The following is a 21,719-nucleotide window of genomic DNA, read 5'->3' as shown; positions in this document are numbered from 1 at the left end:
TCATCGATGAACCCATGACTGATGGCGATCGACATTCGGTTCAACACCCTGGCCCCCTTTTCCAAACCTCCATGATGTCTGCGATCGCCCGGCTTCGACAGCTTTTGATTGACCCCGAGCCAGCCCGTTGGGTCGATCGGCTCTGGTGGATTGCCAGTATTCTGTTCGGCTTGGGCTATGGCTTGGCTATCTTGCCGGAAGCCTTTGCGGATCCCTATGTGGTGGCCGATGACGGTCGGCAACATTTGTTCTGGATGCTGCGGCTCAGTCACCCGGATGCGTTTCCGGGCGATTGGATTGCGGATTATTTTGAGTCCGTTGCCCCCTGGGGATTTCGAGCCATCTACTGGTTCCCGGAAGTGATGGATTGGGGAGCGGTGACGGCGGCCAAGGGGTGGCCGTTAATTCTCAGTGGCGCGATCGGGGGATTGGCTTGGGCCGTCACGCGAGCCATTTTGCCGGTTCCTTTTGCCGGTTTTGTGGCGGCGCTGCTGTTTCTCCAAAACCTTTGGCTGAAGGACGATTTGGCTTCGGGCACGGCGCGGGCTTTTTTGAATCCCCTGTTTTTGATGGTGCTGTGGGCTTGGGTGAAGCGATCGCCCTGGGGGCTGTGTTTGGCGATCGGGCTGTTGGGGGGTTTTTATCCCCACTATGTTTTGGTGACGGCGGCCATGTTGACCCTGCGTTTAGCGATCGGGGTCTGGCGGCGGGAGGCCCATTGGCGCATTTGGGCGATCGGGTTGGGGGTTTGTGTGGCGGTGTTGCTGCCCTTTGCGGCCAATGCTTCTACCTTTGGCCCCACCATCACCGTTGATCAAGCGCGTCAGTTGCCAGAATTTTTACCCAATGGGCGATCGCGCTTTTTCTATCAAGATTTTGGGCGTTTTTGGCTGTCGGCGGGTCGCAGCGGCATTCAACCGCCCCTGGAGCCGCCTTTGCTGGTTTTGGGGTTGGGCTTGCCCCTGATTTGGCGCTGGCGCGATCGGTTTCCCCTCTGGTCTCAAGTGCGATCGGGCATTGAAGTTCTGCCGTTGTTGACCCTGGCCAGTTTCGGTTGCTTTGGGTTAGCCCATCTGTTGCTGTTTCGGTTGCACTTGCCCAGTCGCTACACCCAACATGGCCTGCGAGCTGTTTTGGCGATCGCCACAGCAATTGTGCTGGTGTTGCTGCTCGATCGGCTTTGGACTTGGGCCCAAGGACAGCGGCGACTCCTGGCTTGGGGTCTCACGCTCGGGGCGATCGGGCTGTTAGTTGCCTATCCGTTGGCCGTGCGCGGGTTCCCGAAAGCGAACTACGTGATCGGCCAGGCACCGGATCTCTATGAAATTTTGTCTGACTATCCAAACAACACGCGCATTGCCACCCTTTCCGGCGAAGCCAGCAACATCCCCACCTTTGCCGGTAAATCCGTTTTGGTGGGGGCCGAATTTGCAATTCCCTACCACTGGGGCTATTACCGCGAGTTTCGATCGCGCGTGGAAACCTTGCTGCTGGCCCAATACAGCCCTGATCTCAACCTATTGCGAGCCGCGATCGCCCAATATCAACCCACTCACTGGTTACTGGATCCGGGCGCGTTCGATCGCGACTATTTGGAAAATAATGACTGGTTACGGCAATACCAACCCGCCTACGGAGAAGCCCGGCGCTGGTTAGCCCGTGGCCAGCGATCGGCGCTGGCTCAACGGGTCGATCGATGCTTGGCAGCTCAATCCCAAGAGGGACTCTTGCTCTTAGATGCCAACTGCTTGGCCCAAACGCTCCCCCCAACGGCCCCAGAATTACCCCCGATCGGGCAATGATGCAGATCTCAGCTCATTGGGCGCAGCAGCCGAGAGACCAAGACGCTAGTAAATTCGCCCCAGAAACCTGTTGCAGAAAGCTTCTAGACAGGTCATAGAAAGCTTCTAGACAAGTTGCAGACAAGGGGCTTAAGCCCCTTGTTCCTCACGATTTCGCAACGGGTAAACAGGGATTTAACCCCCGGCTCCTCACGACTTCGCACCAGCAGGATTGAGACGATCGAGGATCTGTCATCAGATCCTCAGTGCCCTGCCTTAAAACCTAGAACGACGGCTGATGCCGAATCAGGTTCAGAAACTCTTCGCGGGTTTTTTGGTCTTCTTGGAACACACCCACCATGGCACTGGTCACCGTCCAAGAACCCGGCTTTTGTACCCCACGCATCGACATGCACATGTGGGTTCCCTCCATCACCACAGCCACCCCCCGAGGCTCCAGGACTTCTTGGATCGCTTCCGCCACTTGACGGGTCAGGCGTTCTTGCACCTGCAAACGACGGGCATACATTTCCACAATCCGAGCCAACTTGCTCAAGCCCACCACCTTTTGGTTGGGAATGTAAGCCACATGGGCCCGGCCCATGAAGGGCAGCATATGGTGTTCGCAAAGACTGAAGAAGTTGATGTCGCGAACGAGAACCATTTCATTGTGGCCCTCATCAAAAATGGCCCCATTGACCAATGTTTCCAACGACATGTCATAGCCGCTGGTGAGGAAACGCATGGCCTCCGCCACCCGGTGCGGGGTTTTCAGCAGCCCTTCGCGCTCGGGATCTTCACCAACCCCTAACAGAATCGTCCGTACCGCGTCCATCATGTCATCCTTGCTGACTGCTGGAGGCTGGTGCACTTGCGCAGGTTGTCCGTCATGGGTGTTGCGATCGGGACGGGTTAAAAGCCCTTTGCCCTCGTCTTCCGTGGCTGAACTACTGGGATTAACCATCCCATTTGAGATCGCATTAGAGGCGGCGATAGTCATGATTGAAATAATGAGGGAAATCCTTCCAAGAAGAACGCGCAGTGCTCCAAACACTGAGTCTCTGTTAAAAAATGGTAATACTTTTTGGCGGCTGGCGGCGAAACCCGGCCAATTCACGATCCCCGGCGTTTGGATAGCTCAAGGCGATCGATCTGCACGAGTGGGGCGATCGAGTTGATGGATTTCTGAACCAATGGGGCCTGATGAAATCTATAAAAAAAATCTATCAATCCTGTCGATGGATCCAGCGCGGGGAATGGAGAGCCACCGGCTAGGGATTGCGCAAAATCATGGCCAGCAATGTATCAATGACGCGCTGGGGATCCATGGGAACCAAGTGCTTACCGCCCAGCATCTCTTGCGTAATGTTGAAGTGGGCCAAAGCACCAATAAAAACGCGGGCGGTTGCTTCTGGATCGTCAATCTTTAGCTCCGGATGGGCTGCTAAGTAGCTGGTGAGGGCTTCGCAACCGCGCTGGCAAAAATTCCGAATAAACAGTTCGGATAGCTCCGGGAACCGCTCCGACTCGGCCATGATCAGGCGAATGAAGGCCATATGGCCTTCGTCCTGGCCCACCTTGAAAATGAAGAGATTGGCCAAATGCCGCAAAAAGTGGTGTGGGTCAGCCCCCAAGAGGGTTTCGTCAAACATTTCCGGAAACTTGCTGCGGGCCAGCTCTTCCACCAGCGCCCCAAAGAGACTTTCCTTGCTTTGGAAGTGGCTGTAAACCGTTGCTTTGGAAACGCCTGCGGTGGCCGCCACGCGATCCATGCTCGTGCCTGCATAACCTTTGGCCAGGAAGGTTTTCATGGCTCCGTCCAGGATCTGGCGTTTTTTGCTGAGGGGGGCGATTGGGTGCGCAGCCGGAACGAACATGGTCATTACCTACAAAATAGCAACGGAATTGAACAAGGGGGCTGGGCTGCCCTGGTCTCTGCCCAGGATCTTCCTGCCCAGAATTGACAGGATTAATGATTGACGGAACTGATTGACAGAATGGATGCGGTGTAACCGTTAATTCACGGGTGATTCACGGGTAATTCACGGCTGATGTGCGTTGATTTTTGACGGGTTCCAACCCATGGCACTTGCGCAAGGTTTCAACCTTAACTCTCTCCTGGGCAGTCATTAAAGGTTAATGGGCGATCTTCTTGGATTGCATCAGGTGGTCTTGAGCAGCAAAAGACCTCTGTGGTTAAGGGTTTGGAGGGTTTGAGTCAGCAAATCACGACTGGGGATGAATTTCTCATTAATTCCTATTGTACTAAACGGTTTAGTCTAGCTATACTCAAAATTGAACTAGACAGTTCAGTTTGATTACCTGCTATACCTCTCTCACTCCACAGCTCGCTGCACAAGATTCGGAGGGCGACATCGTGACCAGTCCGGTTCCTTGGAAATTGCTCAATCCCCGTCAATGGACTCAAGCGACGATTCCGATCGCCCTGGGAGCGGTGGTCTTGGTGGGTGGGGGAGCGGTGTTGTTGCGCAGCCGGGCAGCGGAAACTCCGGCCCCGGTGGTTACGCCCTTGCCGTCGCCAACGGTGGTGACGGCCCTGGGGCAACTGGAGCCAGCGGGGGAGGTGATTACGCTGGCGGCTCCGCCCTCAAGCACTGATTCGCGAATTGCCCGCCTGTTGGTGGAAGAGGGCGATCGGGTGCGGGCGGGCCAGGTGGTGGCGGTTTTGGATGAGGCGGAACGGTTGGCGGCGGCGGTGGAACGGGCCGATCGCCAGGTGGATTCGGCGGAAGCGGCCCTCGATCGGGTGCGAGCCGGGGCCAAACGGGGCGAACTGAATGCCCAGTCGGCAGAGATTGATCGGGTGCGGGCCCAGCGGGATGGCGATTGGCGCTCCCAACGGGCCACGCTCGATCGACTGCTGGCGGAACGGGATACTCAACTGGCCGCCCAACGGGCCACGATCGCCCGTTTGGAAGCGGAGTTAGCCAACGCCCAGGTGGAAGCCGATCGCTACGCCAGCCTCTATGGCACGGGGGCGATTTCTGCCTCCCAACGGGACAGCAAAACCACCACCTTGGATACGGCCCGTGCTCGGTTGGTGGAAGCGCGGGCTAATTTGGCCCAAATCGACGCTTCCTATCGAGAAAAAGTGGTAGAAGCCCAGGCCAGCCTCGATCGAATCCGGACAACGGGCGTGGCTCAGCTCACCGCCGCTCGGGCCACCCTCGATCGCATTGCGGAGGTGCGCCCCACGGATTTGCGGGTGGCCGAAGCAGACCTGGCCGCTGCGATCGCCGCCGCCAAGCAGGCCCGGGCGGATCTCAACCGCGCCGTCATTCGCGCTCCCCGAGATAGCCAGGTGCTGAAAATCTATGCTCGGCCCGGCGAATTGGTCGGTAGCCAAGGTATTGCCGATTTGGGTCAAACCCAATTCATGGAAGTGGTGGCGGAAGTGTATGACACCGATGCACCGAAGGTTCGCGTGGGGCAAACGGCCACCATCACGAGTGATGCATTTTCCGGTGAACTGCGAGGAGCGGTGGTGCGATCGGGGTTGCAGGTGCGCAAACAAACCACCCGCGATGTTGATCCCTCTGCCAATTTGGATGAGCGTGTGGTGGAAGTGCGAATTCGGCTGGAGCCAACCGACGGCCAGCGGGTGGCCAATCTGACCAATTTGCAAGTGAAAGCCACCATCGACCTGAAATCTCTGCCCCAGCCTTAGCCCCAGTTTTGGCCTCAGTCTTGATCGATCGGGCTGCCTAGCACGCCCTGATCTGCAATTTTCGCTCGCCGTTGGCAGCCGGGTTGCCCCAATCGCTGCCCGCGCTGCCTGAGAACCCTTCGGGATGGATGCCCATCATGCTCGATCGCCTCACTCGCTCTGCCGACTCAGCCCCTGAATCCCTGGCTCCCGGCACGGCTGACTTGGGAGCTGCCCCCCAACCTCGCCCCAATCCCGAAACCAAGACGACCCCCGCTTGGGTTGCGGCCCTGCAACGTCGCATTCCCCTCGGTTGGCTACAGCTTCGGCACGATCGGGGACGGCTACTGACGGCCTTGGCGGGCATTGCCTTTGCGGACTTGGCGATTTTTATGCAACTGGGGTTCCAAAATGCCCTTTATGACAGCAACACCCGGCTGAACCGGGCCATCACCGCCGATGTGGTGTTGATCAGCGCCCAGGCCCGCAACCTGATTGGCCTATCCAGCTTTGCCCGTCGTCGTCTGTTTCAAGCGGAAGCGATCCCCGGCGTGGCCAATGCGGATCCCCTCTATGCCACGATTAGCAACTGGAAAAATCCCGAAACCCGCAAGGAAAAACAAATCCTGATTTTGGGAACCAATCCCGATCGCCCGGCCTTTGATTTCCCGGAAATTCAACAGCATCAAAATGATCTGAAGTTGCAAGATCGCTATCTGTTCGATCGGGCAGCCCGGGGGGAATATCAAAAAACCATTGCCCAGCTCGATCAGGGCCAACCCGTGCAGACCGACCTCGATCGCAAACGAATTGAGGTCATTGGTACTTACAAAGTGGGCGCGTCCTTCGCCGCCGACGGCAGCATTCTCACCAGCGATCGCAACTTTTTGCGGGCCTTTCCCCGGCGGGATCCTGGCAGCGTCAGCATCGGCCTAATTTACCTGGAACCGGGAGCCGATCCCGTCACCGTGCGCACCCAACTGCAAGCCGCCTTGCCGAACGATGTGAACGTGCTGACCAAAGCGGAATTTGTGCAATTTGAAAAGGACTACTGGGCCAAAAACACCGCCATTGGGTTCATCTTCAGCTTTGGTGTGGCCCTGGGGTTTGGCATTGGCGTAATCATCGTTTACCAAGTGCTTTCCACCGATGTCAACGACCACATTCGGGAATATGCCACCCTCAAGGCCATGGGCTATCGCCACCGCTATTTCATTGGCGTGATTTTGGAAGAAGCGCTGATCTTGGCCATTGTTGGGTTTGTGCCCAGCTTGGCCGTGTCCGCTGGTTTATATGCCCTGACCCGTAATGCTACCAACTTGCCCATGTTCATGACCTTGGGGCGGGCGCTGTTGGTGTTGATGGTCACCTTCGTAATGTGCTGTTTGTCGGGGGCGATCGCCTCGCGGCGTTTGCAATCGGCGGATCCGGCAGACATGTTCTAGGTGCGGCAACCCGTGCGGCAACCGGCACGGCAACCCGTGTGGCAATTTCAGACAGGCAAACCAACCACCATGACTCACCCCATCCTCAACCAAGCCGCCACGGGACAGCCAAACGGAGCGATCGGCAGGCTGAACACAGCGATCGACAGCGTGCCCGAAGCCGACTGGGCCATTGAAATTGCCAATCTCAATCACTGGTTTGGTCACGGAGACCTGAAAAAACAAGTCCTCTTTGAGATTAATTTGCAAATTCGGCGCGGGGAAATTGTGTTGGTGACGGGCCCTTCCGGTTCCGGCAAAACCACGCTGCTGACGCTGATTGGCGGTTTGCGTTCCGTCCAGGAAGGACACCTGAGCGTGTTGGGGCGAGAACTCCACGGGGCCAGCTCCGAAGAATTGGTCTTGGCGCGACGATACAATGGCTATATCTTCCAAGCACACAACTTGCACCGCAGTCTGACCGCTGCCCAAAACGTGCAAATGAGTTTGGCCCTGCATGTGGGTTGGAGTGTTCAGGAGATGCGATCGCGCGCGATCGAGATGCTAGGACTTGTGGGTTTGGGTCATCGCACGGATTACTATCCCGATGATTTATCCGGTGGGCAAAAGCAACGGGTGGCGATCGCCCGCGCCCTTGCCAGCCATCCCAAAATTGTGTTGGCCGACGAGCCAACCGCCGCCCTCGACAGTCAATCTGGCCGGGAAGTGGTTAACCTCATGCAAGGTCTCGCCAAGCAGCAGGGTTGCACAATTTTGATGGTGACCCATGACAATCGCATTCTTGATATTGCCGATCGCCTCGTTTCCGTTGAAGATGGACGGCTTGTTTCCACGCCCCGATCTGCCTAGCTCGATCCGAACTAGCCTGCTCTGACCTAGCTCGATCTGAACTAGCCCGATCTCCATGAGCCTGATTGGCATGAGCCTGATTGGCACGAGTCTGATCGATTCGCCCAGCCGTTATCCACCCTCACCGGCCATTCAGCCATTCGCCCCGATCGCCAGTTGCTCCGATCAGTGGAATCGATGATCTCGATCGTTGCACCCAAGTTGGGTTGATGCAACTATCACCCCACCATCGTCTGAACCATCTTCTATGGTCAAAGTCGGCCAAACTTCGTGATCCATCTGCTGTGCCGCGAGTCAACCGGGTTTCCAACCCCTCCAAGGCTCGCCCACTCGGCATTATTGAGGTTGTCTCCGCCTAGGCGCAAAATTGGTGGCTTAAAGTCCGGCTTTTGCGGATTTCGAACGAAAAAGCAATTATTCGACCCGTGACCCCCCGGATCGGGTCGGCCGAATAAGCCTACGATCACGGATACCCATTCACCAGTAACCGATTTACCAGTAACCGACCACCGATCGCTAACAACTGGTCACAGGTCCACCGAGCACGCGCCAGTGATCGTTGACAATCGCTAACAGACAATCGCTAACAACTGATCACAGACAACCGATCGCCCGCAGTGATCGATTTATGCTTGGGGTAAGTCAAAGATCGAGGGCGATCGTCACCCACCTGAATCAGCCATTGCCAATTATTGAGGGTACGAGGATACGCAGAGTTGATGTTGAGGCAAACATCAGGGATTTCTAGACTGAGGGCGTTGCTGACAACGATCAATGCCAAGCAGCTCTCGGGTGTTCTGTCGCTTACCGACACCAAGCACACCTGGTTGCTCCCGTTTTACCGTGGCAAACTCGGTTATCCCACCTGCGAAATTCACCGCGTTCGTCGCTGGAGCCGCGCCATCAAACGCAGTTGCCCGCAATTTCGCCCCAGCCGAATTCGGATTGAATTTGCCAGCCCTTCAGAATTGCGTTTTTGGGAACAGCTCACCCTGGCCCGTGGCCTGAAAGCCGAAGAAATTAACCCAGAGCAAGCTCGCGATATTGTTTGCACGGCGGCCAAGGAAATGCTCTTTACGGCGGCCAGCATGATGGAGCCGCAGTTTAATTGGCAGCCCTTTCCCCTGTTGGATCATGACACTGGATCCCAGGTGACTTTGGAACAATGCGAAGTCCAGTCTTTGATGCAGGTGGCAGAGCAACTTTGGCAGCGCTGGCAACTGCTGGGTTTGGATTTGGACTATAGCAATCGTGCGCCGATGTTGAAAGATTCGTCGGCTTTGAATACCAAAATTCAAGAACAAACGGAAAGCACATCTTTTTATAGTTTGCAGCCGCTGTTTAATGGTCAGCGAACCTTTTGGGATATTGATGTTAAGCTGCAACAATCTTCGATGGTGGCCATTCGCATTTTGCGCTATTTCTTGCAACAAAATGCGGTGGAATTTCGGAGCTTGCCAGATTTACCCAATCCCCTTTCGGGCTTGCTGGAACCAACGGCGGGAGCGCTGGTGGCCTGCATTGATGACAGTATGGTGATTTGTCGGTCTTTAGAAAATATTGTGACCCATGCGGGTTATCGGTTTGTGTCAACGCAGGATCCGGTGCAGGCGATTCCGTTGTTGCGCAAACACCGGCCGGATTTCATCTTTTTGGATTTGAATATGCCGGTGGTGAATGGGTATGAGATTTGTACTCAGATTCGCCGTTTGGAAGGGTTTCGCGATACGCCGGTCACAATTTTGACGGGCCAAGATGGGCTGGTCGATCGCGTGCGGGCCAAGTTGGTTGGTTCTACGGACTTTTTGCCCAAACCGCCTCGCAAGGAAAAGATTGTGGCTCTGTTGGAAAAATATTTGGGCGATCGCGGTGGCGCGGGAACTGCGAAGTCCCCGTCTCCATTGAGAAACTAGACCTCTTGCCCCAATCAAAACCCTCACCCTAAATCCCTCTCCCAAGTCGGGAGAGGGACTTGACGACTGATAACGAAATCGCTGTTATTCCTTAAAACCCAGATCACCCAACCAGGCCACCAGAGAAGGCTATTGGGCGGGAATTCCCAAGCATTCGCGGACAGTAACCACTGGCATGTCCAGCAGGTATTCAGCGGGCCAGTTGTCAGGATCGAAGGTGTCGGCGGCCGCTTGGCCGCGACGATAGGCGGCCTGGACTCGATCGCGCCATGGGCCGGTCAATTGTCCCGATCGCCCCAATCGCCGTAACAGACCCGCCACGATCGGCAGATGGAGATGGCGGAATTTGCAGCCCAACAGAAACGCTTGCACTTCCAATTCTCCCCAATCGTCGGTGTCATAGCCGGTCAGCACATGGATCGCATCATGCAATTGCTTGCGACGGGGGCCGCTGGTGAGCAAGGGATAGCCATTGCGGGTGACTAACTCAATCCATTCCCGGCCGAGGCTCTGGGGCGGGCAGGCTTGCAACTGTTCGCGGGTGACCACGGGCGGCTGGCTCAGCCCCAGGCGATCGGACAGGCGATCGATCCACTGAAACAGGGCTTCCGCCGAAAACAGTTGACCCGAAAATTGGAGAGAAGGGAGTTTCTGCATGGTGTTGGAGCGCTGATGGTGTTGAGGTGCTGAACTCCTTCAGGATGGCAACTCCGTTTGACGATGCTGTGGCGATCGGCTGGCGTTGGCTTGGCGAATGGGCTACGAACGCACTACGAATGCGCTGTGAATAATCTGTGAATGCACGGTGAGTAATTTGCGAATGCACGGCGAATGATCTGCGAACCGCCCAAAAAGACCACAGCTTTTCTACACTGAAGGGGTTGGGGGCTGTGGATGGCCCGGCTCGATCGCGCCCTTGGGCTGATCGATTATTTGCTTTCAAGTTCTATTTCTCGCCAGCCTATGACCGCTCACAGCACTAGCCCACGGATTGTGATTTTGGGAGGGGGCTTTGGGGGTTTGTATGCGGCCCTCCGCCTTGATCGCTTGGATTGGGGGGATCATCGCCCGGAAATTCTGTTGGTTGATCGGGGCGATCGATTCGTGTTTTTGCCCTTGCTGTATGAGCTGATGACCGGCGAGCTGCAATCTTGGGAGGTGGCCCCGCCCTTTGCAGAGTTGCTGGCCGGAACCCAAGTGCGGTTTGTGCAAGGAACCGTGGAGGCGATCGACCTTCAACAGCGGCAAGTGAGCCTCAGCCCTGTCTTCGGCCAACCACAAACCTTGACCTACGATCGGTTGGTGTTGGCCCTGGGCTGCGAAACGCCGATGGACTGGATTCCCGGCGCGGCGGAACATGCCCTGCCCTTCCGGTCGATCGCCGATGCCTATCGGTTGGAAGATCGGCTGCGGGCCCTGGAAGCAACCGATCGCGACAAAATTCGAGTGGCGGTCGTTGGTGGCGGCTACAGCGGTGTGGAACTGGCTTGCAAACTTGCCGATCGGCTTCAGGATCGAGGGCGGTTGCGGCTGATCGAACAAAGCGATCAAATTCTGCGCAATTCGCCCAACTTTAACCGCCAAGCGGCTGACAAGGCCTTAGAACAGCGCGGTATTTGGATTGATTGGGAAACCAGCGTGCGCGACATCGGCCCCAATCGCATCATGCTCGACTATCGCGGCCGCCTAGAAGATATTCCCGTGGAGCTGACCATTTGGACGGTGGGGAACCGAGTGCCTGAGCTGATTCGAGGGTTGCCCCTGCCCAAAAATGGTCGTGATCAACTGCTGGTGGAACCCACCCTCCAGGCGATCGACCATCCCGAAATTTTCGCCCTCGGGGACATTGCCGAAATGCGCGATGCCAACGATCCCCAAGGCAGTCCCGTGCCCAGCACCGGCCAAGCGGCCTTGCAAGCGGGGGACTATGTGGGCTGGAATCTTTGGGCTTCCTTGTGCGATCGGCCCCTGCTGCCGTTCCGATATCAGCATTTGGGCGAAATGTTGGCCCTCGGCAACACCAGCGCCACCCTCACCGGCCTGGGGGTGCAATTGGATGGGCCCCTGGCCTATGCCCTGCGGCGACTAGTGTATTTGTACCGAATGCCCACCCTAGAACATCAAATTAAGGTGGGCTTGAACTGGATGACTAAGCCCCTGCTTGATCGCCTGGCCGAACTCAATCCCGATCAGCGCTGAGGAACCAGTGACCAAAAGAAACAAGGAAATTGCAAGGATAGTGGTAGCCCAAACTAGCCGCTCTCCAAACTAGCTACCCAAGAAAGTTGTGCTGACCAACACATCGCTAGCATCCAGATCAACCCCTGCCACGATCGCCATCAGGTCAGCCCCACCCGTCAGAAACGGAGACCGGGCATAAACATAAACACCATCCGGAGCGCTGACAAATTCAGTGCCTGACACATTAAAGCCAGGATCTCCCTGCTTAGTTCCTAAAATTAAGCGATCCTTGCCCGGTTCAAAATTCTGAATGCGCACAAAATCTGAATTGCCAGCAGCGGTGTAAAAGGGGCTGTAGTTGATGCCAAATCGGGTGGTGAGTTGGCGGCCCACTTCAAAGGAATCCACACCGGGCCCGCCCGTCAATGTATCCAGTTCATTGGCTCCCAAGGAGAGATATTCTCGGCATTGTCCACCGGTTAACGTGCCACCTGCAAAGCATCGTCCCGCATCCATTTCGACCCCCGTGAGCGTATCGAGGGCCCCATTGCCCACCACCAAATCATTACCTTTGGTTCCCGAAAATGTGGCCACTCGCCCTTCAACGCGGCCCGATTGATTGAAGTGATCCCAGCCGGATAAAAACGCCGCGCCGTTGTCCCTGGCCGCTTTCACATCGGGATAGGCTTGAAAATAGTCAAAGTCAAAAAAGGTTGAGGGGGCACGCTGTTCGCTACGCCCAAACCGCACGTAATGTTCTAATCCGGAAGTAAAGGTTTTTTGGGCGACAGCGTTGTTTACATCCGAGAACCGTTTGCGATACCACTGCTCATCAAATGCGCGGGGAAACAGGCTGCGACCTTCCGATTCTCCTGACTGGAAATAGTGCTGCAAACCGGAGGCCAAACCACCCGATCGAATGGCTGCATCCACGTCGGGATAGGCTTGACGATAGGCCAATTCCCGATCGGGTTGGCTATAGAACCGGCTGATGGCTGTGCGCCCTTCCCGCATCCCTGAATTCAGGAAATGTTGCAAACCGCTGACCTGTTGACGATTGCGAACGGCCGCTGCCACGTCGGGATAGGCTGCCAGATAAAAGGATTCATCAAACAAGCTATTCAAGGCTGTCATTGAGTTGAGTCCTGACTAGGGTTAATGGGCAAGCGAAACTGGCTCCCGACCAATGGGGGGAGCAGTTTCAAATTTCAAAGAACAGACAAATCGATCGCGCAAGCTAATCGCGCAATCTTTTGACTATTCAAGATCAAGGTCACAAGTTTGTGTTCACAAGCTTTTGCTCACAAGTTTTTATTTACAAACAAGATCGAAAGACGCTGTGTGTAAATAAAAACCGGCTGTGAACAGGGGCCAGAATTTCGTGATTCGATATTTCGCTCAGAACAAGCTTGTCCAAACTTGTCCAAAAAACGCTCTCTATCCAGATCCCAAGAGAAACTCTGTTTTAGCATCTGCCATAGAGCCAATCCTTATTTCAGCCAAATCTTTTAATCTATTTTGACCTGGTGAACATTGCGATTGAATTCATAACACCCTGACTGGTGTGAGGCTTGTAGAAGTTCCATGATCGCGACAAGATTTGAGCTTGGCGCTAGAATATTTACATAAATTTACAATCGCTCCCTAAATCTAGCCCCATGACTGCCGTGAATCTCCCGATCGCCCCGAATCTTGACCGCCGTGCTCAGTTGGCGGCGGCCGATGCACCCCCCAGCCAGTTTTGGCAGTGGCGCGATCAAGCGATTCACTACGTGCGATCGGGAACGGGCCATCCCCAGCAACCGCCCATTCTGTTGGTGCATGGGTTTGGAGCTTCGACGGATCATTGGCGCAAAAACCTTGCGGATCTTCAGCAAGACTTTGAAGTCTGGGCGATCGACCTGTTGGGCTTTGGGCGATCGGCTAAGCCCGATTGGGTTTACAGCGGTCAACTGTGGCAAGCGCAGCTACAGGAATTCATTCAGCAGGTGATTGGTCAGCCGGTTGTGATCGCCGGGAATTCCTTGGGGGGCTATGCATCCCTTTGCGTGGCTGCCAATCATCCCGAATCGGTTTGTGGGGTTGCCCTCTTGAACAGTGCGGGCCCTTTCACGGAAACCACAACCCAAACTCAGCCCAATGGGTTCCAAAAACTGGTTCGATCGCTGGTGCGGAATGTGCTGTTGCAGCCGTTGCCCAGCTATTTACTATTCCAAAATGCCAGACGCAAATCCACCATTCGCAAAACCCTGCAAAAGGTGTATTTAGATCAAACCGCCGTGACCGATCGCCTGGTGGAAGAAATTTATCGCCCTTCTTGCGATCCGGGAGCCGTGAAAGTGTTCGCTTCGGTGTTTAAATCCCCTCGGGGTGAAAACGTTGATCAACTCCTGGGCAAGTTGCAATCTCCCTTGCTGTTGCTGTGGGGCGAAGGAGATCCTTGGATGCAAACCAGGGCGCGATCGGCTCAGTTTCATCAATACTTCGATCAGATCACGGAGCACTTTTTAAATGCGGGCCATTGTCCCCATGATGAAGTGCCGGATCTGGTGGATGATTATTTGCGTAATTGGATTCAATCCCAAGTCCAAAAACGAGAATAGCACCCAGGCGATGGACTGCTTCTGTTCTCCTCTCATACGTTGATCCTTAGCGGATTCGGTCTCAACACTGCCATGATTCACACAGGATTCATGAAGGTTGAAAATTGCTGTTTCAGCAACTTAAACCGAAATTCCCTGGATAATTAAGCTGGGGAGAAATGAGCGTCTCAGCAGGGTGCTATTGCTCGATCTTGAACGAAAAACAGCGTTTTGCAATCAAATTATTTGCAATTGACTCTTCAACAGGAGTCGTTAGGAGGCTGTTTCGGAGCTGAAGCTCTCTCGCTTCATGTTGTTAATCTACCATCGAGTTTTTGAGGATAGTCTCTGTTGCAATCAATGTTTACTCATTCGTTGAGTAATGGCTGATGAATATAACAGCCTTGTATCAGAAATGCGGCGAGCTGCTATTTCAGGTAACGGCTCTTGAATTTATGTTTTAAATTTATGCGACCACTTGCCTGGGGATCTGTCAGTATGTTTAAGAAATGGCGATCCCAACGCTGAAAGCCCTGCTACGTCCTTGGACGGGGATCGCAGGGCCGTGAAGCGTCTCCGGTTTTTCCGTATAGTTGCTGAAAGCGCCACCCCATCTTTGGGCCCAAGGGCGATCGCCTGTTTCGCCCATTGTTCGGCCGGGATTGGGGCCGGGTTGATGGTTGGTTCGTTGGTTTGTTGGTTTGTTGGTTGATTGAATGAATTTCTGTTTGACTACGTTCTTTAAATGACGCTGTTATGACTGCCACGCCTGACCAAATTCGCGAGTTGCTGCATTCTGAGAATTTGAGCGATCGCCTGCGGGCGGTGAATGATATTCGTGCCCTACCGCCGGATCAAGGATTTGCGCTGATTCAACTGGCGATCGGGGATGCCAACACCCGAGTTCGCTATGCGGCGGTGAGCCAGTTTGACAGCCTGGGCGGGCAAGATCCCGATCGATCGCTGGAGCTGTTGCGGGGGTTGCTGTCGGATCCGGAACCGGACGTGCAGGCCGCGGCGGCCGACTGCCTCGGTGGCTTGAAGCTGACGGCGGCCTACGAAGACTTGGTGGCCTTGTATCAATCCAGCGGGGAATGGCTGGTGCGCTTCAGCATCCTTTCGGCCCTGGGAGAATTGGGCGACCTGCGGGCGGTGGATGTGCTGCTGTCGGCCTTGGCTTCGGACAACGAGTTGGAGCGGCTGGCGGCCATTGGGGCCCTGGGCGAGTTGGCGGACGATCGCGCCTTGCCCCATCTGTTACCGTTTATGGACAGCAGCGATTGGCAGGTGCGCCACCGGCTAGCCCTCACCTTGGGGCAATTCGATGCACCCCAGGCCCGGGCAGCGTTGGAGACCCTCAGCCAAGATGCGATCGCCCAGGTATCCGAAGCGGCGGCGGCCCAACTGGGTTGATGGGCGGCCGGGCGGCGGCGAATGGGCGGCTGACTGGCGGTCAGTTCTTTAGTATCGGTGCGGTACAATCGCCCCGTAGCATCGCCGGTCGATGGGGCCCTGGGCCTCGTTAGTTTCCGACTTTGAGCTTGGAGATTTGAATGCCGCTCGATCGCGCTTTCAACGCTGGTTTTACGCTGTTCCTGAGCCTAATTGTGGAGGCACTGCCCTTCCTGCTCATGGGAGTGGTGTTTTCGAGCGCGCTGTTATTGTTCATTGACGAAGGGCGCTTAATTTCCCTGCTGCCGCGCCATCCCGTTTTGGGGGCCTTGGCGGGCAGCGTGATGGGATTCTGCTTTCCGGTCTGTGAATGTGGCAATGTGCCCGTGGCGCGGCGGCTGTTGTTGCAGGGAATTCCGGCCCCGGTGGCGGTGGGGTTCTTGCTGGCTGCGCCCACGGCCAATCCGGTGGCCATTTGGGCCACTTGGACGGCCTTTCGCGATCGACCCGAATTGGTGGTGTTTCGGGTTTTGGCGGCCTTGCTGATTGCGGTGATTGTGGGCTGTGTGTTTGGGGCCCAAAAGGATTTACGACCTTTTCTGAATCCGGGTTTGGCCCGTTCCATGCTGCGATCGCGCGAGCTAACGGGCATTGAGCGAGTGGCCCAGGAGCGGGGCTTGCTCACCTCGGGAACCTACTGGCCAGGGGTGACCACGGGCAAACCGCTGGAGTCTTCGTTGGCCACGATGCAGTCCTTAGCGGTGGATCGATCGCGCGAGCGCATGAGTGGAGCCGAGCGCTGGCGATTGTTTTTGGAGAACGTGGTGCGGGAGCTGCGAGAATTGGGCGGCGTGTTGATTTTGGGCAGTGCGATCGCGGCGGTGGTGCAGGTGGCCGTGCCGCGCGAGGTGGTGCTCAGTTTGGGACAAGGGCCCGTCACCTCAATCATCGCCATGATGGTGTTGGCGGCGGTGATCTCCATTTGTTCCACTGTGGATTCCTTCTTTGCCCTTTCCTTTTCGGGTGCGTTCACCAGCGGTTCTTTGCTGTCCTTTTTGGTATTTGGCCCCATCATTGACCTGAAGGCAATCGGGCTGCTGCTGTCCATTTTTCGGCCCCGCGCGGTGCTGTATATGTTCGTGCTGGCGGCCCAGTTGGCGTTTTTTGTGGGGCTGTTTATGAATTTCCAAACGGGGTGGTAGTGGGGTGACGCGGCGATCGAAGCGATCGGCAAGCCGAGGGTTCAGCCGTTGGTTTGCCCCGGGGATTGCCCTGGGTTTGGCCCTTTTTTTGGGGTTCATGGCTTGGTTAGGTTGGCCGTCCATGGCCCAGGCGGGCCCCCTGCTGGATCGGGTCAATGCTTTTCCCTATTGGGTCACCAAGCCCCCTACCAAACCCGCCGCCGGAGACTTGATCTATCCCCCGTGGATGGCGGGTGATTGGCAGGTCACCAGTACGTTGCTGGAGTTGTCGGCTCCGTTCGCGCCGGAAATTGTGACTCCCGGTTTTGAGAGCAATCGATCGCTCCTGGGACAGCCCGTGAGCTTTGCGGTGCGATTTGGCCCCCAAACCATTGCGCCGGCCCTGAGTGCCTTTCCCCTACGGAAATATCAACCGCCCGATCGGGCCCCGATTGTGGCCGATCGCGCCTTGAACGGTTTGAATATTGCCGCTGCTTACCTGGGACGAGGGGCTATTGCTGGGGTGGTGGCGGATCCGGGCAATCCCAACGAGCAGATTTTGAAGTTGGCTAATCAGCGGGCCTTGGTTTCCACCGTGACCGATCGAGCCAGCGAAACACTGAGTGATCGGCGGTTTCTGGCCACGGAAGTGATTGTGCAGTCCTTTCAAAACGAGGGGACTCAGCAAGGGCGATCGGTCTATGCCAACGCGGTGGAAACCACCACGGATTATCGCCGCACTGCCCCGGACGCGATCGAAGCCGATCAGTTCACGGCCGTTTATCTGGCCCCGCGCGATCGCTATGCCTCCGTGACCCGCAACCGCCCCGTGGCCCTCTACCATTACCGATTGACCCTCCAGGCGATCGCCCCTGAGGTGAATCCACCACCGTAACCGTCGCCGCCTTAACTAAAGGAACGCAAAAAATTCGCCTATAATCGGTCTGAAATTTGGATTTGGGGCTGTGGCTCAGATGGATAGAGCAAGCGCCTCCTAAGCGCTAGGTCGCGGGTTCGAATCCCGCCAGTCCCGTGTTTGTGGGGCCCCGTGGGGCCCGTTGCCCCTTGAGTCGCCCGTTGCCATGACCCCTTCCACCAGCGATCGGCCCCAAATGACCGAAACCCTGCCTGCTCGGCCCCTGCTGCAAGCCAAGCAACTTTGCAAAAGCTTCGGGGGCCTGAAAGCCGTGAAGGGAGCCAACATTGAGGTGCGATCGGGCAGTATTACCGGCCTGATTGGCCCCAACGGCGCGGGCAAAACCACCCTCTTTAACCTGCTCTCTAACTTCATTCCCTCCGATAGTGGTGAAGTGTTTTTGGATGGGCAACCCATTCACAATCTGTCGCCCCACCAAATCGCCCGCCAGGGGATGGTGCGAACCTTTCAGGTGGCGCGGGTGCTTTCCCGGTTGTCGGTGCTGGAGAACATGATTTTGGCAGCCCAAGACCAACGGGGCGAACGGTTTTGGGAAGTTTGGACCCAAAGCAGCCGCATCCGTCGCCAGCAGCGGGACTTGGAATTGCGAGCCATGGAACTGTTGGAGGCGATCGGCCTGGCCCACATGGCGCGGGAATATGCCGGTTCCCTGTCCGGTGGGCAGCGCAAACTGCTGGAAATGGGACGGGCCCTGATGGTGCAACCCAAGTTGGTGTTGCTGGATGAGCCAGCGGCCGGCGTGAATCCAGCCCTGATTGAGCAAATCTGCGATCGAATCCAAACCTGGAATCGGGAAGGACTGACCTTCCTGATTGTGGAACACAACATGGATGTGATTATGTCCCTGTGCGATCGGGTGTGGGTTTTGGCGGATGGTCAAAATTTAGCGGATGGCTCCCCGGACATGATCCAAGCGGATCCAAGGGTTTTGGAAGCCTATTTGGGGCAAGCCGCATGAGCCGGGCAGCTCGCTGGATGAGCGTTGGCTTGGGGGCGATCGGGCTGGGGTTTGGCCTGGCCTGGCCCTCGGGGGCCCACCAGGTGAAGACGGGAGCCGACGTGGCGGCCCTGTTTCACTTGGAACCCGACCACAATCCCCGATCGGGCGAGCCGGCCACCGTTTGGTTTAGCCTCACTCGCAAAGGCGGCGCAACGATCCCCCTCGATCGCTGCAACTGCCAACTCACCATCAGCCCTCGCTTGCAAAGTCCGACAGCCCCCCAACCCTGGCAACCGCCCCTCACACCCAAGGCCGCCGAAGGGTTTCAAAACATGCCCGGCGCAACCACCGTGTTTCCGGCAGCGGGGGCCTATGATTTGGTGTTGAAAGGTCAGCCGAAACAACCGGGCGACTTCCAACCCTTTGAGTTTCGATACGAAACCACCGTGCTGGCCGGAGCTGCCCCCACGGACAGTCCCGCTCCCGTGGCCGCTGCGATCGCCTCACCAGTGGCCGCCACCGCTGAAACGACCACCGAGACCCCATGGCATTCTGGGGAACTGGTGTGGTTGGGTGTGGGTGGCGTGGGTTTGGGATTTTTGGGACTTTGGGCAATCACCCGATCGCGCCGTTAGCCGAGTTAATCGAGTGAACCGAGTGAACCAAGTTACAGCCTTTACCTAAAATAATTGGCACGCCATATCGCAGATGCTTATGAAGCAACGGTGAAGCAACGGTTTAGTGGGCATTGCCCACCCTACAGGCTACTGAGTTAGCCAAGTTAACTAAAAAAAATTTGCTCGAAAGTCGATTCGTTCAACTGGCTTATTGTGACCTTTAGTATCGCTTTGATTATGGCTTCGTAAAGTTAGCAAACCGAGAGGTTGCAAAGCATTTCAATTCGCTACAAGTTAGTGATGTTTGACCGGCTTTTTCTAGTTGCGTCAAGGGATCGAGTTAGGCTGGCCTTAAGCAAGCACCGTTAGGACTCAACGAGCGTTATGAGCGAATTTCTAGACTTCCTGAAGCATCAGTATGCCTACGTGGCGATCGGGGAATTTCGGCCGGGCAAATTTGCCGAAGCTCAACAACTGTTTGAAGCGGCAGTTTCCACCTACAAACAGGGTTTTGAAGGGGCTTATTTGCTGCAAGAGACCAACAGCGATCGCGGCATTGCGGTGATCTTTTGGGACAATATTGATGATATGGATGCCAATCGCAATGAAGCTTGCGAGGCAATTTTTGCCAAAATGGCTCACCTTTTCCTGAAACCGCCGGTCACGAATTTCTACGAAGTGTGCAGCAAAGTTGATCCCAAACCGGCTGATCGCCCCCTGGCTTCGGTTTAGGTCACTGATAAACGGTGCAGCATTCGGGGCAGAGGCGCGATCGGGATGGATGAATGGCAACGGGCGCGATCACTCTTTCAAACCCTGTGGGGCTACGATGGATTTCGCGGACCCCAGGGCGACATCATCCAAACCATTTTGCAAGGACGGGATCTGTGGGCCCTGTTGCCAACGGGAACCGGTAAATCCTTGTGCTTTCAATTGCCGGCCCTGTTGCGATCGGGCTTGACTGTGGTGGTGTCGCCCCTGGTGTCGCTGATGGATCGGCAAGTGGCAGACCTGCGGGCCAAGGGATTGCCGGCCGCCACCCTGCATAGTGAAGTGCCTCGATCGCAACAAAAAGAGGTGCTCGATCGCTTGGAGCGGGGCCAGTTGCGATTGCTGTATCTGTCGCCCGAAACCCTGTTCAGCCAGCGAGTTTGGTCAAGGTTGTTGCGGTTAGCTCCCCAAATTCAGGGCCTGGCGATCGATGAGGCCCATTGCTTGGCCCAGTGGGGCGAAACCTTTCGGCCCGCCTACCGCCGTTTAGGGATCGCCCGCCAAACCCTGGAAGCAGCGGCCCAAAAGCCAATCCCGATCGCCGCGTTCACGGCCACCGCCACCCCCACCGATCGGGCCATCATTGCCCAAGTGCTGGGGTTGCGGAACCCAGCCTGGTTTGAGCAATCCCCCTATCGAGCCAACCTGCGATTACAGGTGCAGCGCTGTTGGGTTCCCGCCCAGCGTCAGTGGCGTTTGCGGCGGTGGTTACGCGATCGCCCCGGCCAAGGGGGCTTGATTTTTGCCCGCAGCCGCCAAACCTGCGAAGACCTGGCCCGGAATTTGCGCGATCGGGGCTACCAGACAGCCGCGTATCATGCCGGGTTGCCACCGCCTGATCGCCGCCGGTTGGAAGCTCAGTGGGTGGGGGGTAAGTTGCCCTTTTTGGTCTGCACCAGCGCCTTTGGCATGGGGATCGATCGCCCCGATGTGCGCTGGATTGTTCATTGGCATCGACCGCTGATCCCGGCGGAATATGTGCAGGAAATTGGTCGCGCCGGTCGGGATGGGCAACCGGCCGATATTTTGCTGTTGGTCAGTGAACCTACCGGCTGGCTGGACAGCACCGATCGACGGCTCGATCGCCACTTTCAGCAACAAACCCGCCAACAAATTCAAAATTTGGGACTTGTGGCCCGACGGTTGCCCCAGGAAGGCGCGATCGCTGAAATTGCCGATCAGTTTACTGAAGGGGCGATCGCCCTCAGTTGGCTCCATGCCCTCGGTCAACTGGACTGGCTCGACCCGTTCCACTACCAATTGTCGGGGCAATGGTCAGCGGCGATCGCCCGCCAAGCTCGCATGGGTCGATCGGTTGAGCTTTCGATGCGTCGCTACGGAGGCGATCGGGGTTGTCGATGGCGTTTTCTGTTGCAAGCGTTGGGGTTACCGCCCAAGTCGGCTAACTGGCGCTGTGGTCAGTGCGATCGATGCCGCCACACCGGTCAGCGGTGATCCCTGGG

18 protein-coding genes and 1 tRNA gene are annotated in these 21,719 nt (G+C 56.4%); 15 read left to right on the top strand and 4 right to left on the bottom strand.

Features of this window, described 5'->3' with window-relative positions:
* Positions 1-71: 71 nt before the first annotated feature.
* Positions 72-1,802: a hypothetical protein gene (locus ACZA91_RS04170; protein WP_463184835.1), complete on the top strand. Its 1,731-nt coding sequence runs from the start codon at positions 72-74 to the stop codon at positions 1,800-1,802.
* A 262-nt stretch (positions 1,803-2,064) separates the two neighbouring features.
* Here the strand turns inward: ACZA91_RS04170 and folE are convergent, their stop codons facing one another.
* Together folE and ACZA91_RS04160 are read right to left on the bottom strand one after the other, a co-directional pair.
* Positions 2,065-2,781, bottom strand: coding sequence for a GTP cyclohydrolase I FolE (gene folE / locus ACZA91_RS04165; RefSeq protein WP_190532440.1), 717 nt, complete (start codon positions 2,779-2,781; stop codon positions 2,065-2,067).
* 271 nt (positions 2,782-3,052) lie between these two features.
* On the bottom strand, positions 3,053-3,658 hold the full coding sequence (locus ACZA91_RS04160) for a TetR/AcrR family transcriptional regulator (RefSeq protein ID WP_199309201.1): 606 nt from the start codon (positions 3,656-3,658) through the stop codon (positions 3,053-3,055).
* Between the two features lie 500 nt (positions 3,659-4,158).
* On the opposite strand from ACZA91_RS04160, the gene ACZA91_RS04155 reads away from it, so the two are divergent.
* From ACZA91_RS04155 to ACZA91_RS04140, 4 genes are all read left to right on the top strand, one after another.
* Positions 4,159-5,469 carry an HlyD family efflux transporter periplasmic adaptor subunit gene (locus tag ACZA91_RS04155; RefSeq protein ID WP_463184833.1) on the top strand — a complete coding sequence of 437 codons (1,311 nt, stop codon included), beginning with the start codon at positions 4,159-4,161 and terminating at the stop codon, positions 5,467-5,469.
* Positions 5,470-5,606: 137 nt separating this feature from the next.
* On the top strand, positions 5,607-6,893 hold the full coding sequence (gene devC / locus ACZA91_RS04150; RefSeq protein ID WP_463184831.1) for an ABC transporter permease DevC: 1,287 nt from the start codon (positions 5,607-5,609) through the stop codon (positions 6,891-6,893).
* Between the two features lie 69 nt (positions 6,894-6,962).
* Positions 6,963-7,742 carry a DevA family ABC transporter ATP-binding protein gene (locus tag ACZA91_RS04145; protein ID WP_463184830.1) on the top strand — a complete coding sequence of 260 codons (780 nt, stop codon included), beginning with the start codon at positions 6,963-6,965 and terminating at the stop codon, positions 7,740-7,742.
* 758 nt (positions 7,743-8,500) lie between these two features.
* A complete protein-coding gene (locus tag ACZA91_RS04140) occupies positions 8,501-9,655 on the top strand; it encodes a response regulator (RefSeq protein ID WP_158234318.1) in 1,155 nt (384 codons plus the stop codon).
* Positions 9,656-9,784: 129 nt separating this feature from the next.
* Here ACZA91_RS04140 and ACZA91_RS04135 read toward each other — a convergent pair whose 3' ends face one another.
* Entirely contained in the window at positions 9,785-10,312 is a 528-nt protein-coding gene (locus ACZA91_RS04135; RefSeq protein ID WP_463184828.1) for a hypothetical protein, read from the bottom strand.
* Between the two features lie 306 nt (positions 10,313-10,618).
* On the opposite strand from ACZA91_RS04135, the gene ACZA91_RS04130 reads away from it, so the two are divergent.
* Positions 10,619-11,854, top strand: a complete 1,236-nt coding sequence (locus ACZA91_RS04130; protein ID WP_463184826.1) for an NAD(P)/FAD-dependent oxidoreductase — start codon at positions 10,619-10,621, stop codon at positions 11,852-11,854.
* 69 nt (positions 11,855-11,923) lie between these two features.
* Here the strand turns inward: ACZA91_RS04130 and ACZA91_RS04125 are convergent, their stop codons facing one another.
* Positions 11,924-12,970: a hypothetical protein gene (locus tag ACZA91_RS04125; RefSeq protein ID WP_463184824.1), complete on the bottom strand. Its 1,047-nt coding sequence runs from the start codon at positions 12,968-12,970 to the stop codon at positions 11,924-11,926.
* 524 nt (positions 12,971-13,494) lie between these two features.
* Between ACZA91_RS04125 and ACZA91_RS04120 the strand changes: the two genes are divergently transcribed.
* From ACZA91_RS04120 to ACZA91_RS04080, 9 genes are all read left to right on the top strand, one after another.
* Positions 13,495-14,439: an alpha/beta fold hydrolase gene (locus ACZA91_RS04120; protein WP_190534875.1), complete on the top strand. Its 945-nt coding sequence runs from the start codon at positions 13,495-13,497 to the stop codon at positions 14,437-14,439.
* Between the two features lie 735 nt (positions 14,440-15,174).
* Positions 15,175-15,831 carry a HEAT repeat domain-containing protein gene (locus ACZA91_RS04115; protein WP_099531775.1) on the top strand — a complete coding sequence of 219 codons (657 nt, stop codon included), beginning with the start codon at positions 15,175-15,177 and terminating at the stop codon, positions 15,829-15,831.
* A gap of 140 nt (positions 15,832-15,971) precedes the next feature.
* Positions 15,972-17,012, top strand: a complete 1,041-nt coding sequence (locus ACZA91_RS04110) for a permease (protein WP_099531776.1) — start codon at positions 15,972-15,974, stop codon at positions 17,010-17,012.
* A gap of 4 nt (positions 17,013-17,016) precedes the next feature.
* Complete coding sequence (locus ACZA91_RS04105) at positions 17,017-17,886, top strand: DUF6816 family protein (protein WP_463184822.1); 870 nt, start codon at positions 17,017-17,019, stop codon at positions 17,884-17,886.
* 64 nt (positions 17,887-17,950) lie between these two features.
* Positions 17,951-18,024: transfer RNA gene (locus ACZA91_RS04100), tRNA-Arg, on the top strand.
* A 49-nt stretch (positions 18,025-18,073) separates the two neighbouring features.
* Positions 18,074-18,886, top strand: coding sequence for an ABC transporter ATP-binding protein (locus ACZA91_RS04095; protein WP_242026098.1), 813 nt, complete (start codon positions 18,074-18,076; stop codon positions 18,884-18,886).
* Positions 18,883-19,503, top strand: coding sequence for a hypothetical protein (locus tag ACZA91_RS04090; RefSeq protein ID WP_463184820.1), 621 nt, complete (start codon positions 18,883-18,885; stop codon positions 19,501-19,503). Before ACZA91_RS04095 ends, ACZA91_RS04090 begins: the two co-directional genes overlap by 4 nt.
* A 366-nt stretch (positions 19,504-19,869) precedes the next feature.
* Positions 19,870-20,217 (top strand): antibiotic biosynthesis monooxygenase, encoded by a 348-nt coding sequence (locus ACZA91_RS04085; protein ID WP_190354108.1) that lies wholly within the window; start codon positions 19,870-19,872, stop codon positions 20,215-20,217.
* Positions 20,218-20,262: 45 nt separating this feature from the next.
* Positions 20,263-21,711, top strand: a complete 1,449-nt coding sequence (locus ACZA91_RS04080; protein WP_463184819.1) for a RecQ family ATP-dependent DNA helicase — start codon at positions 20,263-20,265, stop codon at positions 21,709-21,711.
* The last annotated feature ends 8 nt before the right edge of the window (positions 21,712-21,719 follow it).

This window comes from Limnothrix sp. CMB-01, from assembly GCF_055193175.1.
Note: the sequence above shows the minus strand (reverse complement) of the source record. Positions and strands in the feature narration are given on the sequence as shown.